Source organism: Pseudomonas sp. LBUM1661 (genome assembly GCF_059695925.1).
Window position 1 is genome coordinate 4,407,082 of record NZ_CP166794.1, and the last position, 16,344, is coordinate 4,423,425.

Sequence of the window (16,344 nt, forward strand, 5' to 3'; positions counted from 1 at the left end):
ACAGACACCCAAACCTCCTACGGAGCAGCTCATGAGTTTCGAAATCCGCAAGATCGTCAGCTACGTCGAAGAAACCTTTATCGAAGGCGGCAAGGCCACCGATACGCCCGTGACCATGATCGGGCTGGCCGTGGTGATGAAAAACCCTTGGCTGGGACGCGGCTTTGTCGAAGACCTGAAACCGGAAATTCGCGCCAACTGCTCCGACCTCGGTGCACTGATGGTCGAGCGTTTGGTGGGCATCATCGGCGGTGCCGAGAAGATCGAGGCTTACGGCAAGGCAGCCGTGGTGGGCGCCGACGGCGAAATCGAACACGCCTCCGCCGTCATCCACACCCTGCGTTTCGGCAACCACTATCGCGAAGCGGTCAAGGCCAAGAGCTACCTGAGCTTTACCAACAAGCGTGGCGGCCCAGGCACGTCGATCCAGATCCCGATGATGCACAAGGACGACGAAGGCCTGCGTTCGCACTACATCACCCTCGAAATGCAGATCGAAGATGCACCGCGCGCCGACGAAATCGTCGTGGTCCTGGGTTGCGCCGATGGCGGCCGCCTGCACCCACGCATCGGCAACCGTTACATCGATCTGGAAGAACTGGCGGCCGAGAAGGCCCAGTAATCCCGATCCGCCTAACTACAACAAAAAGGCATGCAGGAGCGCTCCATGATTCGGCTCACCGCTGAACGCACCCCGGCTGGCACCAGTTATCTGGCGACCGGCCAAGGCCAGCCCGTGGTCTTGATCCACGGCGTGGGCCTGAACAAAGAAATGTGGGGCGGTCAGGTCGTTGGCCTGGCCACCCAATACCGCGTGATTGCCTACGACATGCTCGGCCATGGCGCCAGCCCGCGCCCGGAAAGTGGCACGCCCCTGCTCGGATATGCCGATCAATTGCTGGAATTGCTCGACCACTTGCAACTGCCGCAGGCCACGGTGATCGGTTTTTCCATGGGCGGCCTGGTCGCCAGGGCGTTTGCCTTGCATTACCCGCAACGCCTGCAAGGTCTGGTGGTGCTCAACAGCGTATTCAATCGCAGCGCCGAACAGCGTGCCGGCGTCATCGCCCGCACCGCCCAGGCCGCCGAGCACGGCCCGGATGCCAACGCCGAAGCCGCACTGTCACGCTGGTTCAGCCGCGAATACCAGGCTGCCAACCCGGCGCAGATTGCTGCCCTGCGCCAGACCTTGGCCGGTAATGACCCGCAGGGTTACCTGACCACTTACGAGCTGTTCGCCACCCAGGACATGTACCGCGCCGACGATCTGGGCAACATTCAGGTGCCGACGCTGGTCGCCACCGGTGAGCTCGACCCGGGCTCGACGCCGGAAATGGCCCAGCAATTGGCCGAGCGAATTCCCGGCGCGACAGTCGCCGTGCTCGCCGAGCAGAGGCATATGATGCCCGTAGAATCGCCGCGCCTGGTCAACCAGCTGTTGCTGGAGTTTCTCGACACGGCAAACGCCCGACAAAACCAGATTAAGGGGATCGTTGCATGACACTCGCACGCTTCCAGATGTGCATCGGCGGTGAATGGGTCGATGCCCTCTCCGGCAAGACTTTTCAAAGCCTGAACCCGGCCTTGGCCGAAGCCTGGGCGGAACTGCCCGACGCCGATGAAGCTGACGTCGAGCGCGCCGTGCAGGCGGCACAGACCGCCTTCGACAGCCCGACCTGGCGCGGCCTCACAGCCACCGCCCGGGGCAAATTGCTGCGGCGCCTGGGCGATTTGATCGCCGAAAACAAAGAACACCTGGCGCAACTGGAAAGCCGCGACAACGGCAAGCTGATTCGCGAAACCCGTGGCCAGGTCAGCTATCTGCCGGAGTTCTTCCACTACACCGCAGGCCTGGCCGACAAGCTCGAAGGCGGCACCCTGCCCCTCGACAAGCCGGACCTGTTTGCCTACACCGTGCATGAAGCCATGGGCGTGGTCGCGGCGATCATTCCCTGGAACAGCCCGCTGTACCTGACGGCAATCAAACTGGCCCCGGCACTGGCGGCAGGCAACACCATCGTCATCAAGCCGTCGGAACACGCCTCCGCGACCATTCTCGAGCTGGCGCGCCTGGCCCTCGAAGCCGGCATCCCGCCAGGCGTGGTCAACGTCGTCACCGGTTACGGCCCAAGCACCGGCGCGGCCCTCACCCGCCATCCGCTGATCCGCAAGATTGCCTTCACCGGCGGTGCGGCGACGGCGCGGCATGTGGTGCGCAGCAGCGCGGAAAACTTCGCCAAGCTGTCGCTGGAACTCGGCGGCAAATCACCGAACATCATTTTCGCCGACGCCGACCTCGACAGCGCGATCAACGGCGCTATCGCCGGGATCTATGCGGCGTCCGGGCAGAGCTGTGTCTCCGGCTCGCGGTTGCTGGTGCAGGACGAGATCTACGATGAGTTCGTCGATCGCTTGGTCGAACGCGCCAAACGCATCCGCATCGGCAACCCGCAGGAAGACAGCAGCGAAATGGGACCGATGGCCACCGCGCAGCAACTGGCGGTCGTCGAAAGCCTGGTCGCCGACGCCATCGCCGAAGGCGCGCGCCTGCGCCTGGGCGGCAAGCGCCCACAGAATCTGGGTGATGGCTGGTTCTACGAGCCGACCTTGTTCGAATGCGACCGCAACTCGATGAAGATCATGCAGGAAGAAGTCTTCGGCCCGGTGGCCTCGGTCATTCGTTTCAAGGACGAAGCTGAAGCCCTGGCGATCGCCAACGACTCACAGTTCGGCCTCGCCGCCGGCATCTGGACCCGTGATCTGGGACGGGCGCATCGCCTGGCGCGGGACGTGCGTTCGGGGATCATCTGGGTCAACACCTACCGCGCCGTATCGGCCATGGCGCCGATCGGCGGCTTCAAGAACAGCGGCTATGGACGCGAGAGCGGCATCGATTCGGTGCTGGCCTACACCGAGCTGAAAACGGTGTGGATCAACCTCTCACAGGCACCGATGCCTGACCCCTTCGTGATGCGCTAGGAGATTTTCGAAATGATTGAACCCGGCATTTACAAAGACGTCATGAGCTCGTTCCCGTCCGGGGTCACGGTGGTGACCACCCTGGACCCGGACGGCGGCATCGTCGGCATCACCGCCAGCGCCTTCAGTGCGCTGTCGATTGATCCGGCACTGGTGCTGTTCTGCCCCAACTACGCCTCTGACACTTACCCGATCCTGCGTGACAGCAAACAGTTTGCGATTCATCTGCTGTCCGCCGACCAGACCGCTGAAGCCTATGCGTTCGCCGGCAAAGGCAAGGACAAGGCCAACGGTATCGACTGGCACTTGAGCGAACTGGGCAACCCGTTGCTGAGAAAAGCCACGGCGATCATCGAGTGCGAACTGTGGCGCGAATATGACGGCGGCGACCACGCGATCATCGTCGGCGCGGTGAAGAACCTGATTCTGCCCGAGCAACCGGTGAACCCGATGATTTACCACAAAGGCAAGCTGGGCCCCCTGCCCGTCCTGGCCTGATAGTCGTGCACAAAATCCTGTGGGAGCGGGCTTGCTCGCGAAAGCGGTGGGTCAGTCGACATTGATTGTGAATGTCAGTCCGCATTCGCGAGCAAGCCCGCTCCCACAGGCACAGCATTCGGCGCAAATTTTTTCTATTCCCAGGAGCCGGCATGAGCCCTTCAGCCTCGCAACTGTTCCGTCAGCAGGCCTATATCTATGGCCAGTGGCTGGAGGCGCCGGACGGCGCCAGTCAGGACATCTTCAATCCCGCCACTGGTGAGCTGATTGGCCGGGTGCCGAACCTTGGCGCCTCCGAAGCCCGCCAGGCTATCGAAGCCGCCAGTAACGCCTGGCCGGCGTGGCGTGCATTGACCGCCAAGGAACGCAGCAATACGCTCAAGCGTTGGCACGCGCTGATGCTGGAGCAGGCCGATGCACTGGCAGAAATCCTCACCCTCGAACAAGGCAAGCCACTGGCCGAAGCCAAGGGCGAAATCCTCTATGCCGCGAGCTTCATCGAGTGGTTCGCCGAAGAAGCCAAACGCATCTACGGCGACACCATTCCCAGCCATAAAGGCGATGCGCGCATCGTGGTCAGCAAGGAGCCGATCGGCGTCGTCGCGGCCATCACCCCATGGAATTTCCCGGCGGCGATGATCACCCGCAAGGCAGGCCCTGCGCTTGCTGCGGGCTGCCCGTGCATCGTCAAACCGGCGCCGGAAACGCCGTTTTCGGCACTGGCGATGGCCGCGCTGGCGGAACAGGCCGGGATTCCACCGGGCATTTTCAACGTGATCACCGGCGACGCCGTGGCCATCGGCGCCGAGCTGACCGCCAGCCCATTGGTGCGCAAGTTGTCGTTCACCGGCTCCACGGCCATCGGCAAATTGCTGATGGCCCAGTGCGCGCCAACGCTGAAAAAAGTCTCGCTGGAGCTGGGCGGCAATGCGCCGTTTATCGTCTTCGACGATGCTGATATTGAGCGGGCCGTGGAAGGCGCGTTGATCGCCAAATTCCGCAACGCCGGGCAGACCTGCGTCTGCGTCAATCGCTTCCTGGTGCAGGGTGGCATTCACGACGCTTTCGTCGCGCGCCTGGCAGAACGGGTGGCGCAATTGAAGGTCGGCAGTGGTTTCGAAGCGGGTATCAATCAGGGTCCGCTGATCAACGAACGCGCCGTCGCCAAGGTTGAAGACCATGTGCAAGACGCACTCGCCCACGGCGCACAACTGCTCTGCGGCGGTGAACGCCATGCCCTCGGCCATGGTTTTTTCCAGCCAACGGTATTGGCCGGCGTGACGTCTGCAATGAAGGTCGCCCAGGAAGAAACCTTCGGTCCTCTGGCCGCCGTGTTCCGCTTCGACACCGAAGCCGAGGCGGTGCAGATGGCCAACGACACTGAATTCGGTCTAGCCGCTTATTGCTACACCCGCGACCTGGGCCGCGCCTGGCGCATGAGCGAGGCGTTGGAATACGGCATGGTCGGGATCAACGAAGGGTTGATCTCCACCGAAGTCGCACCGTTTGGCGGGATCAAATCCTCCGGCCTGGGCCGCGAAGGCTCCAAGTACGGCATCGACGATTACCTGGAACTCAAATACACCCTGATGGGTGGGCTCGACGACTTCGGGAGCACGCAGCGATGAGCAACGAAAAGTATGAACAGGGGCTGAAAATCCGCACCCAGGTGCTGGGCGAAGCCTACGTGAATCGCTCGATGGAAAACGCCGACGACTTCAGCCGACCGCTGCAAGAGATGGTCACCGAGTACTGCTGGGGCCACGTGTGGGGCCGTGAGGGTTTGTCGCTTAAAGAACGCAGCATGATAAACTTGGCCATGATTTCGGCCCTCAACCGGCCGCACGAACTCAAGCTGCATGTGCGTGGTGCCTTGCGTAACGGACTGAGTCGTGAACAAATACGCGAAATTCTGCTTCAGGTCGGTATTTATTGCGGTGTCCCCGCTGCCGTAGACAGTTTCCGGCTCGCCCGTGAAGCGTTCGCCGAAGCCGATGCCGAGGCCTCCAGTTAACCCTTGGCTGTTTGATCTGACCGAGCACGAAGATGCTTGCGATCCACGTGCTCTTTTTGCATGGACAGCCACATTCAGAGCGGACCCCATGAAACGCCTGCCACTCGACGACAGCTTCAAGGTCAATCGCAACCCCGTTACCCTGCGCGAAATCGTGCTGGATAAACTGCGAAGCGCCATCATGAACTTCCAGCTTCTGCCGGGAGACCGTCTGGTCGAACGCGATCTGTGCGATCGCCTGGGCGTCAGCCGCACGTCGGTCCGTGAAGCCTTGCGTCACCTGGAATCCGAAGGCCTGGTGGAATTCGCCGACGCCAAGGGGCCACGGGTTGCCATCATTACCCTGGCCGATGCCGTCGATATCTATGAGCTGCGTTGCGTGCTCGAAGGCTTGATCGTGCAGTTGTTCACCCTGCGCGCCAAGGCCAAGGACATCAAGGCCCTGGAAAAAGCCCTCGAGGACAACCGCAAGGCCCTGAAGGATGGCGAGTTGCAACAAGTCATCGACTCGGTCCAGGGGTTTTATGACGTGCTGCTCGAAGGTTCCGGCAACCATGTGGCGGCGCTGCAATTGCGCCAGTTGCAGGCGCGAATCAGCTACTTGCGCGCAACGTCGGTGTCCCAGGAAAACCGTCGCGGCGCGAGTAATCAGGAAATGGAATTGATCGTTGAAGCGATCAAGAGCGGCGATCCCCTCGCCGCCCACCAGGCCTGCGTCAACCACGTGCGCGCCGCTGCGGCCGTCGCCCTGGAATACCTCAAGCGCAAGCAAGAAGAGACCGGGGCGATCCCGCAGATCACCCTGCCGATCGCGCTTAAAGAACCGCGCATAGGCCGCTGAACATGTTCAGCCCGAGCTTTTGTCCGAAGTGTGGCGGCAGTGACCTCAGTCACCAGCTACCGCCGGGCGATACGCACGAGCGCCTGATGTGCAGTGGTTGCGGTTATATCCATTACATCAATCCGAAGATCATTGCCGGCTGCATCATTGAGCAGGACGGCAAGTATTTGCTGTGTCAGCGCGCGATCCCGCCGCGTCCTGGCACCTGGACGTTGCCGGCGGGCTTTATGGAAGCTGGTGAGACCACCGAGCAGGCAGCGTTGCGTGAAGTGTGGGAAGAGAGTGGCGTGCGAGGGGAAATTCTCTCGCCGTATTCGATTTTCAGCGTGCCGAAGATTAGCGAGGTGTACATCATCTTTCGCGCCATTGCGCTGGAGATTACCGGTCAGTTTGGGCCGGAGACGCTCGACTATAAATTCTTCGCCCCTGAGGAAATTCCTTGGGAGAGCATTTACTACCCGGCGATTCGGCAGATCCTTGAGCGGTATATCGAGGAGCGGCAGGCTGGGGTTTATGGGATTTACATTGGCAACGACGATACCGGGAAGATTCACTTTATTCGGTGAGTGGTAAAAAGCGCGCGTACACCCAATCCCTTGCAGGAGCGTGGCTTGCCCGCGAAGGCGACCTGACAGCCAACCACTCTCTCGCCGGTATCCCACATTTTGACTGTGTACATCTGCAAGCGATTGGTCGGCTATCAGGCCGCCATCACAGGCACAGCCAGTTCCCACAATTGGACCGCCCCCGACTCACACCGGCGCCACACCCTCGACGATGATGATCTGCGCCCGAGCCACTCCCTCGCGGTGTCCCTTCGCCTTCTGATACTCCTCCGAGTGGTAGCAGGCCAGCGCCTTCTCGTAGGAATCAAACTCAATCACCACGTTGCGTTGTGGCGTAGGCCCGCCTTCCAGTGCTTCGCTGCGCCCGCCCCGGGCCAATATCCGCCCGCCGTACAACGCGAACGCCACCGGCGCCCGCTGGGTGTATTGGCTGTATTGATCGGGGTCGGTGACATCTACATGAGCAATCCAGTACGCCTTCATAGTGACCTCTCGGTTTATTTTGTATTATGGTATACCACAAAATATTTCCACCCAACACTGAGAATCCTGACATGGCCTTCAACAGCATCGAAGAAATAATCGACGACTATCGGCAAGGCAAGATGGTGCTTCTGGTCGACGACGAAGATCGGGAAAACGAAGGCGACCTGTTGCTCGCCGCCGACTGCTGCACGGCCGAGGCCATCAGCTTCATGGCCCGGGAAGCCCGTGGCCTGATCTGTCTGACCTTGACCGACGACCACTGCCAACGCCTCGGCCTGGAACAAATGGTACCGAGCAACGGCAGCGTGTTCAGCACCGCGTTTACCGTGTCCATCGAGGCCGCTGTCGGCGTGACCACCGGCATCTCCGCCGCCGACCGGGCTCGTACGGTTGCAGCGGCCGTTGCCGTCGATGCCGGGCCCGCCGACCTGGTGCAACCTGGCCACATCTTCCCCCTGCGCGCCAAGGAAGGCGGCGTATTGACCCGCGCCGGCCACACCGAAGCCGGCTGCGACCTGGCGCGCCTGGCCGGCTTCACCCCGGCGTCGGTGATCGTCGAAGTGATGAACGATGACGGCACCATGGCCCGCCGTCCGGACCTGGAAGTGTTCGCGCGCAAACACGGGATCAAGATTGGCACCATCGCCGACCTGATCCACTACCGCCTCAGCACCGAACACACCGTGGTGCGTATCGGCGAACGCGAACTGCCGACCGTGCATGGCACCTTTCGTCTGATCACCTTTGAGGATCGCATCGAAGGCGGTGTCCACATGGCAATGGTCATGGGTGACTTGCGCCGCGAGGAAGCGACGCTGGTGCGCGTGCATGTGATCGATCCGCTGCGCGATCTGGTCGGCGCCGAATACAGCGGCCCAACCAACTGGACATTGTGGGCTGCATTGCAGCGGGTAGCCCAGGAAGGTCGCGGCGTGGTGGTGGTGCTGGCCAATCACGAATCTTCGCAAGCGTTGCTGGAACGGGTGCCGCAATTGACCCAAGCGCCACGGCAATTCAGCCGCTCCCAGTCGCGGATTTATTCGGAAGTCGGCACCGGCGCGCAGATTCTGCAAAACCTCGGCGTTGGCAAGCTGCGGCATCTGGGCCCGCCGTTGAAATATGCAGGGTTGACCGGTTACGACCTTGAAGTGGTGGAGAGCATTCCCTTCACCCAATGATGCGCAAACATCTTGGGTGTTGCGCAATTCCTGTGGGAGCGGGCTTGCCCGCGATAGCGGTCTCACTGATACATCGATTCTGGATGTGCCGCCGTCATCGCGGGCAAGCCCGCTCCCACAATGGTTTCGTTGCCGGACCGGCCAGAGCAAGCCTCAACAGCCAAAAAACCTCTCTTTTGGCTGATAGCCGGTAAGGCAAAGTGCTTGCACAAAGTTTGGAATACCATAATATGATATTCCATAGACCGGACGATTCAGCCAAGTGCGCCCGCCAGGGAAAGCACCAATAACAGCCCTTGGCACGGTCGCCTTTAGAGGCCAGATGGACCTACTGCTCCCGATAGGCGGGCATTACCAAGCCCGCTCAAAAACACAACAAATGAGGGCGTGAAAATGGTGTTGAACAAACGTGCAACCGCAGTACTGTTCGCAGGCTTACTGGCCACGGCCAGTCACGTGGCAATGGCGGCCGAAAGCGTCAACTTCGTCAGTTGGGGCGGCAGCACCCAGGATGCACAGAAGCAGGCCTGGGCCGACCCGTTCAGCAAGGCCAGCGGCATCACCGTGGTCCAGGATGGCCCTACCGACTACGGCAAACTCAAAGCCATGGTCGAGAGCGGCAATGTGCAGTGGGACGTGGTCGACGTCGAAGCCGACTTTGCCTTGCGCGCCGCCTCCGAAGGCCTGCTCGAACCCCTCGATTTCAAAGTGATCCAGCGCGACAAAATCGACCCCCGGTTTGTCTCCGATCACGGTGTTGGTTCGTTCTTCTTCTCCTTCGTCCTCGGCTACAACGAAGGCAAGCTCGGCGCCAGCAAGCCTCAGGACTGGTCGGCCCTGTTCGACACCAAAACCTTCCCCGGCAAACGCGCCCTCTATAAATGGCCAAGCCCAGGCGTGCTCGAACTGGCCCTGCTGGCCGACGGCGTAGCGGCAGACAAGCTCTATCCGCTGGACCTGGATCGCGCCTTCAAGAAACTCGACACCATCAAGAAAGACATCGTCTGGTGGGGCGGCGGTGCGCAGTCGCAACAGTTGCTGGCCTCGGGTGAAGCGAGCATGGGTCAGTTCTGGAATGGCCGGATTCACGCCCTGCAAGAAGACGGCGCACCGGTGGGTGTGAGCTGGAAACAGAACCTGGTGATGGCCGACATCCTGGTCATTCCAAAAGGCTCGAAAAACAAGGACGCAGCCATGAAGTTTTTGGCCCACGCCAGCAGCGCCAAAGGACAGGCCGACTTCTCCAACCTGACGGCCTATGCGCCGGTCAACGTCGACAGCGTGGCACGCCTGGATTCGGTGCTGGCCCCTAACCTGCCGACTGCCTACGCTAAGGATCAGATCACTCTTGATTTCGCGTACTGGGCCAAGAACGGTCCGGCCATCGCGACACGGTGGAACGAATGGCTGGTCAAATGAAAATGACGGTAAGCACTCCGCCCGGTAGCGCCGCTGGCGTGGCCGGAGCGGTTCCCGCCAAGGCGGCCGTGATGACGCAAACCCCTTCCCTGACGCAGCGCTGGCGTGGCGCGAGTAACCTGCTGCCCGCCCTGCTGTTCCTCGGCCTGTTCTTTCTCGCGCCGTTGATCGGGCTGCTGCTGCGCGGCGTGCTGGAACCGGTGCCGGGGCTGGGCAACTACGAGCAGCTGTTCGCCAACTCGGCGTATGCCCGCGTGTTGTTGAACACCTTTTCGGTGGCCGGGTTGGTGACCCTGTTCAGCTTGCTGCTGGGCTTTCCACTGGCCTGGGCGATCACCCTGGTGCCCAAAGGCTGGGGCCGCTGGATCCTCAACATCGTGCTGCTGTCGATGTGGACCAGCCTCCTCGCCCGCACCTATTCCTGGTTGGTATTGCTGCAAGCCTCCGGGGTGATCAACAAGGCCTTGATGGCGATGGGCATCATCGATCAGCCGCTGGAGATGGTGCATAACCTGACCGGCGTGGTGATCGGCATGAGCTACATCATGATCCCGTTCATCGTGCTGCCGTTGCAGGCGACCATGCAGGCCATCGACCCGATGATCCTGCAGGCCGGTTCGATCTGCGGCGCGAGTCCCTGGACCAACTTCTTCCGGGTGTTCCTGCCGCTGTGCCGGCCGGGGTTGTTCTCCGGTGGCCTGATGGTGTTCGTGATGTCGCTGGGGTACTACGTCACGCCAGCGTTGCTGGGCGGTGCACAGAACATGATGCTGCCCGAGTTCATCATCCAGCAGGTGCAATCGTTCCTCAACTGGGGCCTGGCCAGCGCCGGCGCCGCGTTGCTGATCGTGATCACGCTGGTGTTGTTCTACTTCTACCTGAAGCTTCAGCCGGAATCCCCGGTTGGCGCCAGCAACGCGAGGTAAGCCGTCATGCTCCTGACCCCCAATGCGATGAGCCGACGCATGCGTTTCGGCTTGTACTTCACAACCGGGCTGATCGCGCTGTTCCTGCTGTTGCCGATCGTGTTCATCGTGCTGCTGTCCTTCGGTTCCTCCCAGTGGCTGGTGTTCCCGCCACCGGGCTGGACGCTGAAATGGTACGGCCAGTTTTTCTCCAACGCCGACTGGATGAACGCCGCCGTGGCCAGCCTCAAGGTCGCGGTGTTGACCACCTTCTTCGCCGTGGCACTGGGTTTGCCGACCGCTTTTGCGCTGGTGCGCGGACGCTTCCCGGGCCGGGAAATGCTCTACGGCCTGTTCACCCTGCCGATGATCGTGCCGCTGGTGATCATTGCAGTGGCGGTCTACGCGCTGTTTCTCAAACTCGGCTACACCGGGACCATGTTCGCGTTCGTGGTCAGCCACGTGATCGTGGCGCTGCCGTTCACCATCATCTCGATCATCAACTCGCTGAAGCTGTTCGATCAGTCGATTGAAGATGCCGCGGTGATCTGTGGCGCGTCGCGTCTGCAAGCGGTGTTCAAGGTGACCTTCCCGGCGATTCGTCCGGGCATGGTGGCCGGCGCGCTGTTTGCGTTCCTGGTGTCCTGGGATGAAGTGGTGCTGAGCGTGATGATGGCCAGCCCGACCCTGCAAACCCTTCCCGTGAAAATGTGGACCACCCTGCGCCAGGACCTGACGCCTGTGATCGCCGTCGCCTCGACGCTGCTGATCGGCCTCTCGGTATTGGTCATGGTGATCGCCGCCGCCCTTCGCCGGCGCAATGAAATCAGCGCCTGAGCGCCCAGGAGTACGACATGAGTGCAGTGATCAAAGATTCCGCGCAGCAAAATGACCAACCCCTGGTAAGCCTGCGCAACCTGAACAAGCACTACGGTGACTTTGCCGCCGTGGACAACATTTCGCTGGACATCAAGGACGGTGAATTCCTCACCTTCCTCGGCTCCAGTGGCTCGGGCAAAAGTACGACGTTGTCGATGCTCGCCGGTTTTGAAACCCCGAGCAGCGGTGAGATCCTGGTCAACGGCCAGTCACTGGTCAACGTGCCGCCGCACAAGCGCGACATCGGCATGGTGTTCCAGCGTTATTCGCTGTTCCCGCACCTGTCGGTGCGCGACAACATCGCGTTCCCGTTGGCCATTCGCAAACTGGCCAGCGCCGAACGCGAGCGCCGGGTCGATGCCATGCTCAAACTGGTGCAGCTGGAACAGTTCGCCCATCGCCGCCCTTCGCAACTGTCCGGTGGTCAGCAGCAGCGTGTCGCCATTGCCCGGGCGCTGGTGTATGAGCCGCGCATTTTGCTGATGGATGAACCGCTGGGTGCGCTCGATAAAAAACTGCGTGAAGACTTGCAGGACGAACTGCGCCAGTTGCATCGGCGCCTGGGGATCACGATTGTCTACGTGACCCACGATCAGGAAGAAGCCATGCGGTTGTCGCAACGCATTGCGATTTTCAGTCATGGCAAGATCGTGGGTTTGGGGAGCGGTTTTGACCTGTACCAGAATCCGCCGAATGCATTTGTGGCGTCGTTTCTGGGTAACTCGAACTTCCTCAAGCTCAAGGCTCAGGGGAATGCGGTGGCGTTGTTTGAGGGGCAGTCGCTGTCGATTCGACTGACGACCGGATTGCAGATCGATCAGGATGTGCTGCTCATGGTTCGTCCGGAAAAAGCTCAGGCATTGAGTGTCAAGCAAGCGATCCAGGAACCGCTGGCGGCGGGTTGGAATGAGGTTTCGGCGAAGGTCGTCGAGGTGCTGTTTCTGGGGGAAAGCCAGACCTGCAGTGTGGTGACTTCGGGGGGGACGTCGATGACTGTCAAGGCGTTGTCCGCCGCGGGCATGCCACTCAAGGCGGGAGATCCGGTGCAGGTGCGCTGGGCGACGGCTGATGCTTGTGTGTACACGCAATGGGCGGAAAGTGATTTGAACAAGGCTGCCGGCGCGCATTGATCCTCGGGTGGGCCTGCTTTTAACCGTGTCACCCTATGGTCGCCGCAACGTCGGGTTGCGGCGGCCTTTTTTATTGGTGGGTTGTGGCGGCTATTGGTTTCGCTCTTACAGCATTCCCCTGTAGCAGCGAGCTTGAACGCGATGGACCCACAGGCACCGTGTTCATCCTGTTGAAACGCGCCATCATTGACGTTCTTCGCGAGCAAGCTCGCTCCAGGGGAATGCGTATCCCCCAATCAGGCCGGCCTGCAGGCCGCCGTGCTTTTGATGTTGATTCACCGCCCCCTCGTAAGGCCGAGTGGAGGTTCTGCGCAGTGGGCAACCCGGCAGGGATGCCGGGTTAGCCGCCCCCGGCCATGGATGGCCGATGGCGGCGGGCCCACGGAGCAGGACCGGAGCGAGGGCATGCCGAGCCTTGGCGAGGCACCGAACGAAAGGGGCAAGAGCCCTTGGTTACTTGGGGCTCTTCCAAGTGACCCGCCGTAAGGGCGGAACCCATAGCCGCCGTTTCCGCAGAAATGGATATGTACACCTGAAAGTGATTGGTCGGCTATCAGGCCGCCATCGCGAGCAGGCTCGCTCCCACAGTTTGATCGGGGTACATCTGTGGGAGATTAGTCGGCTATCAGGCCGCCATCGCGAGCAGGCTCGCTCCCACAGTTTGATCGGGGTACATCTGTGGGAGATTGGTCGGCTATCGGGCCGCCATCGCAGGCAAGCCAGCTCCCACAATTTTTGATTGGGGGTACATCTGTGGGAGATTGGCCGCCTTCGCGGGCAAGCCTTGCTCATACACAGGCAGAACGCAGACATCCGCAAGAACCAGGTCGGCCCGAAGGCCGCCTCGGTTCACTCATCCTCACCCTCAGGCACAACCTTGTTCTGCGTCAAATACCGATCCAGCGTCTCATTCTGCGGCGGCGAAGAATTATCCCCGGCGACCTGCCACAAATGCCGCTCAATCCCCTGTGCCAGCATATGCCCCACCGCCGCTTCGATCGCCGACAGCACACACAGTTGCGCCGGTTCGTTGGTGGTATAGCCGACCTCAGCTTCCAGCAACTTCTTGAACTCAATGAACTTGAACACCCCGGCACTGCGGGCCACGGAGTAGATGGTCTTGCTGGTCATCACGTTGGCCAACACCTGACCGCTGCGCACATCCACCGCCCGCAGGTTCACCGTGACCTGGTCCACGCGATACTCCCGGGAAATGTCGATGCCCAGATAACGCGCTCCTTCCCCACCGCTGCGCACGTTGGTGTCGTAGGCAATGATCCCGCCCTCAAGCATCATGTTCGCCGCCTGCAACGGCGGCAGTTCACCCTGGATATTCACCGGCGTATTGGGCTTTTTCTGCGAAGCGCGGATGATCTTGCGCTCGGTCAGCAGGTTCTGCAGCCCTTCGCGCTCCAGCACCACGAACCAGCCACTGGCTTGCAAGGCGTCCATCAACATACTCGCCGCGCCCTGGGTCACGCTGGTGGAAAACGAACTGGCCGGCGTCGGTTTGTATTGCCCGGTCTGATCACGGAAGCCGTACACCACGGCCATCAACCGGCCCTTGGGTCGCGGCATGTTGATCAAGTCGTAATACGTCGAGGCCCTCGGGGTCAGGGTCGGGGTTGCGGTGTCCTGCTCGGCCGACATCGGTTCGCGCAGACTGCACCCTTGTAATGCCGCCAACATCAGCCCTAGCACAATTATTTTTTTCATGTCCTTAACTCCCCATGACCCAAATCCCCGTCAAGGGGCCAGGCCATTCACCTGGATTTCCGAAATTTCACCGGTCGCTCGGTCCGTGACTTCAATGGTCAGCGCACCGGAGTCGTCGACGACGTTGACGATAAACGCGTCGGTGGACAGGCTGCCTGTGTTGCCGGTGGAGATGTTGTCCATCAACTGCCCCAGCAGCCTTGATTGCAGCTGACTGGTGAAGCGCTCCAGGGCCGAAGTACCGGCCACGGAAGTGCGGTTCTTCAAGTCCGGATCGTCGTAGTCGTTTTGTGCCTGGGCGTTATTGAGCAGCCAGGTGCCGTTCAACGGGTTGCCGCCGAACGAAGGGTTGACAGGCGTATAGACCAGCTCCGTTGCCTGGACCAGGCCGCAACTGCCCAACCCGAGCAACCAGAGCCCGAGGTGCCGCGAGAGCGCTTTCGTTTTCATAATTCGTCCCTCTCAAGGTCCGTGGTGTCCTGCAATAAGGTTTCCAGTTTGCGCTGGACAATCTGCCCGCGAACCCAGTCAGCGGCGTCATAAGCCTCGTCCTTGAGTTCCACGGTGTTCGGCGGCAGGAAGCGCCGATAAACCAGCCGCTGCTGATATTCCACGGTCACCAGGCTGCCCCAGCGAGCCGAAGGTCGTTCGCGTACCACCAGGTTGAAATCCATCGGGCTGGTGGCACGCAGGCGTTCACTGAACGAGTAGTAAAAGTCGTGGCCGATGTGCGAGATCGTGTCATCGACGATGAAACCGAGCATTTCGTCCTCTTCGGCAGCCGAGACGAAAGACGTCATCAGCATCAGGACCAGGGCCGGTAACCAGTGTCTGTTCATGGCATCACCGTCCCAACGCCTGAGGCGTCGCAGATTGATTTTTTGCCGGTCCCGGCGCGCCATCGAGGAAGGCTTTCTCGGCCACGAACTGCCAGTCCTTGTAGCTCGCCATGCCCGTGAAGTCCGACCACTGACTGGGGAAATCCGACTGTTTGAGCGGCTTGTCCGTGGAGGGACTGTTGAGGCCGGTGATGCGCCCGTCAAAGCCGCGCATCAGCGTCCATTCGCCCCCGCCGATCGGGTCCGGGTACAACTGGCGCAAGTGGTGCTTGGGCGACGGGAAACGCTCGTCCTGCAGCAGGTCCGCCAGCTCTTTCGGGTACTGGGCCAGGCCCGGCGAACTGCGGTAATAGCTGCGCAAGGCCTGGGCGTATTGGGTACCGACCCAGAGCAACTGGCGTTCGCGATCACGGCGCGAGGCGGTCGACCACAACTCGCCGGCACTGGCCAGGCCCATGCCCATCACCATGATCAGGAACAGCACGCCCAGGTAAGTGAAGCCCGCCTCATTGGAGGCCTTACCACTCGGAATAAAGGCTGCCATCACGCGCCCTCCCTGTGGCACCGCTTTTGATATCGGCAACCCCGCCCGCTACGCCGTCCGGCGGCGCCACCAGGACCCAGAGGTCTTTGCGTTCAGCGATCGGGTCCATCGGCGGGTTGCGCAGGTAACGCTGCTCGACCAGTTGCTCAAGCGAATCGGGATAACGCCCGGTGTCGCCGTAGTAGTGGTCCAGTGCTTCGCGCATCGCCGACAGGCTTTGGCGCAGCGTGGTCTCTTTCGAGGCCTCGAGGCTGTTGAAATAGCGTGGCAAGGCGATGGTCATCAGGGTGGCGATGATTGCCATGACCACCATCAGTTCCAGTAGGGTAAAACCCTTTTCCCGACGCATA

General features: G+C 61.0%; 19 protein-coding genes. 13 read left to right on the forward strand and 6 right to left on the reverse strand.

Annotated elements, in window-relative coordinates:
* Positions 1–31 precede the first annotated feature (31 nt).
* The 8 genes from ACA057_RS20230 to ACA057_RS20265 all read left to right on the forward strand — a co-directional run bounded on the left by ACA057_RS20230 (position 32) and on the right by ACA057_RS20265 (position 6,898).
* Positions 32–622, forward strand: a complete 591-nt coding sequence (locus tag ACA057_RS20230) for an amino acid synthesis family protein (protein WP_497341727.1) — start codon at positions 32–34, stop codon at positions 620–622.
* A gap of 45 nt (positions 623–667) precedes the next feature.
* Positions 668–1,501 carry an alpha/beta fold hydrolase gene (locus tag ACA057_RS20235; RefSeq protein WP_497341729.1) on the forward strand — a complete coding sequence of 278 codons (834 nt, stop codon included), beginning with the start codon at positions 668–670 and terminating at the stop codon, positions 1,499–1,501.
* Positions 1,498–2,979: an aldehyde dehydrogenase gene (locus ACA057_RS20240; protein WP_497341731.1), complete on the forward strand. Its 1,482-nt coding sequence runs from the start codon at positions 1,498–1,500 to the stop codon at positions 2,977–2,979. Before ACA057_RS20235 ends, ACA057_RS20240 begins: the two co-directional genes overlap by 4 nt.
* A 12-nt stretch (positions 2,980–2,991) precedes the next feature.
* Positions 2,992–3,477 carry a flavin reductase family protein gene (locus ACA057_RS20245; RefSeq protein WP_059404760.1) on the forward strand — a complete coding sequence of 162 codons (486 nt, stop codon included), beginning with the start codon at positions 2,992–2,994 and terminating at the stop codon, positions 3,475–3,477.
* A gap of 152 nt (positions 3,478–3,629) precedes the next feature.
* Positions 3,630–5,105, forward strand: a complete 1,476-nt coding sequence (locus ACA057_RS20250) for an NAD-dependent succinate-semialdehyde dehydrogenase (protein ID WP_497341733.1) — start codon at positions 3,630–3,632, stop codon at positions 5,103–5,105.
* Complete coding sequence (locus ACA057_RS20255; RefSeq protein ID WP_497341735.1) at positions 5,102–5,491, forward strand: carboxymuconolactone decarboxylase family protein; 390 nt, start codon at positions 5,102–5,104, stop codon at positions 5,489–5,491. The genes ACA057_RS20250 and ACA057_RS20255 overlap by 4 nt, the downstream gene beginning before the upstream one ends.
* 88 nt (positions 5,492–5,579) lie before the next feature.
* Positions 5,580–6,332, forward strand: a complete 753-nt coding sequence (locus ACA057_RS20260; RefSeq protein WP_059404763.1) for a GntR family transcriptional regulator — start codon at positions 5,580–5,582, stop codon at positions 6,330–6,332.
* A gap of 2 nt (positions 6,333–6,334) precedes the next feature.
* Entirely contained in the window at positions 6,335–6,898 is a 564-nt protein-coding gene (locus ACA057_RS20265; RefSeq protein ID WP_497341737.1) for an NUDIX hydrolase, read from the forward strand.
* 186 nt (positions 6,899–7,084) lie between these two features.
* Here ACA057_RS20265 and ACA057_RS20270 read toward each other — a convergent pair whose 3' ends face one another.
* On the reverse strand, positions 7,085–7,381 hold the full coding sequence (locus ACA057_RS20270) for a DUF1330 domain-containing protein (RefSeq protein WP_497341739.1): 297 nt from the start codon (positions 7,379–7,381) through the stop codon (positions 7,085–7,087).
* A gap of 71 nt (positions 7,382–7,452) precedes the next feature.
* On the opposite strand from ACA057_RS20270, the gene ribBA reads away from it, so the two are divergent.
* The 5 genes from ribBA (at position 7,453) to ACA057_RS20295 (ending at position 12,895) form a co-directional block, all read left to right on the forward strand.
* Positions 7,453–8,562: a bifunctional 3,4-dihydroxy-2-butanone-4-phosphate synthase/GTP cyclohydrolase II gene (ribBA, locus tag ACA057_RS20275; RefSeq protein WP_497341741.1), complete on the forward strand. Its 1,110-nt coding sequence runs from the start codon at positions 7,453–7,455 to the stop codon at positions 8,560–8,562.
* Between the two features lie 393 nt (positions 8,563–8,955).
* Positions 8,956–9,981 carry an ABC transporter substrate-binding protein gene (locus ACA057_RS20280; protein WP_497341743.1) on the forward strand — a complete coding sequence of 342 codons (1,026 nt, stop codon included), beginning with the start codon at positions 8,956–8,958 and terminating at the stop codon, positions 9,979–9,981.
* Positions 9,966–10,907 carry an ABC transporter permease gene (locus tag ACA057_RS20285; RefSeq protein ID WP_497341745.1) on the forward strand — a complete coding sequence of 314 codons (942 nt, stop codon included), beginning with the start codon at positions 9,966–9,968 and terminating at the stop codon, positions 10,905–10,907. The genes ACA057_RS20280 and ACA057_RS20285 overlap by 16 nt, the downstream gene beginning before the upstream one ends.
* A gap of 6 nt (positions 10,908–10,913) precedes the next feature.
* Positions 10,914–11,723 carry an ABC transporter permease gene (locus tag ACA057_RS20290; protein ID WP_056740508.1) on the forward strand — a complete coding sequence of 270 codons (810 nt, stop codon included), beginning with the start codon at positions 10,914–10,916 and terminating at the stop codon, positions 11,721–11,723.
* A 17-nt stretch (positions 11,724–11,740) separates the two neighbouring features.
* The gene (locus tag ACA057_RS20295; RefSeq protein ID WP_497341747.1) at positions 11,741–12,895 is read left to right on the forward strand and encodes an ABC transporter ATP-binding protein; all 1,155 of its coding nucleotides are present in this window, start codon (positions 11,741–11,743) and stop codon (positions 12,893–12,895) included.
* A gap of 849 nt (positions 12,896–13,744) precedes the next feature.
* On the opposite strand, the gene ACA057_RS20300 is transcribed toward ACA057_RS20295, so the two are convergent.
* The 5 genes from ACA057_RS20300 to ACA057_RS20320 are packed head-to-tail and all read right to left on the reverse strand — an operon-like array spanning position 13,745 to position 16,343.
* Positions 13,745–14,611, reverse strand: a complete 867-nt coding sequence (locus ACA057_RS20300; protein ID WP_497341749.1) for a CsgG/HfaB family protein — start codon at positions 14,609–14,611, stop codon at positions 13,745–13,747.
* 30 nt (positions 14,612–14,641) lie between these two features.
* A complete protein-coding gene (locus tag ACA057_RS20305) occupies positions 14,642–15,061 on the reverse strand; it encodes a curli assembly protein CsgF (RefSeq protein WP_497341751.1) in 420 nt (139 codons plus the stop codon).
* Positions 15,058–15,450: a curli production assembly/transport protein CsgE gene (gene csgE / locus ACA057_RS20310; protein WP_497341753.1), complete on the reverse strand. Its 393-nt coding sequence runs from the start codon at positions 15,448–15,450 to the stop codon at positions 15,058–15,060. The genes ACA057_RS20305 and csgE overlap by 4 nt, the downstream gene beginning before the upstream one ends.
* 4 nt (positions 15,451–15,454) lie before the next feature.
* A complete protein-coding gene (locus ACA057_RS20315; protein WP_497341755.1) occupies positions 15,455–15,994 on the reverse strand; it encodes a type II secretion system protein in 540 nt (179 codons plus the stop codon).
* Entirely contained in the window at positions 15,969–16,343 is a 375-nt protein-coding gene (locus ACA057_RS20320) for a type II secretion system protein (RefSeq protein ID WP_401363489.1), read from the reverse strand. The genes ACA057_RS20315 and ACA057_RS20320 overlap by 26 nt, the downstream gene beginning before the upstream one ends.
* Position 16,344 lies beyond the last annotated feature (1 nt).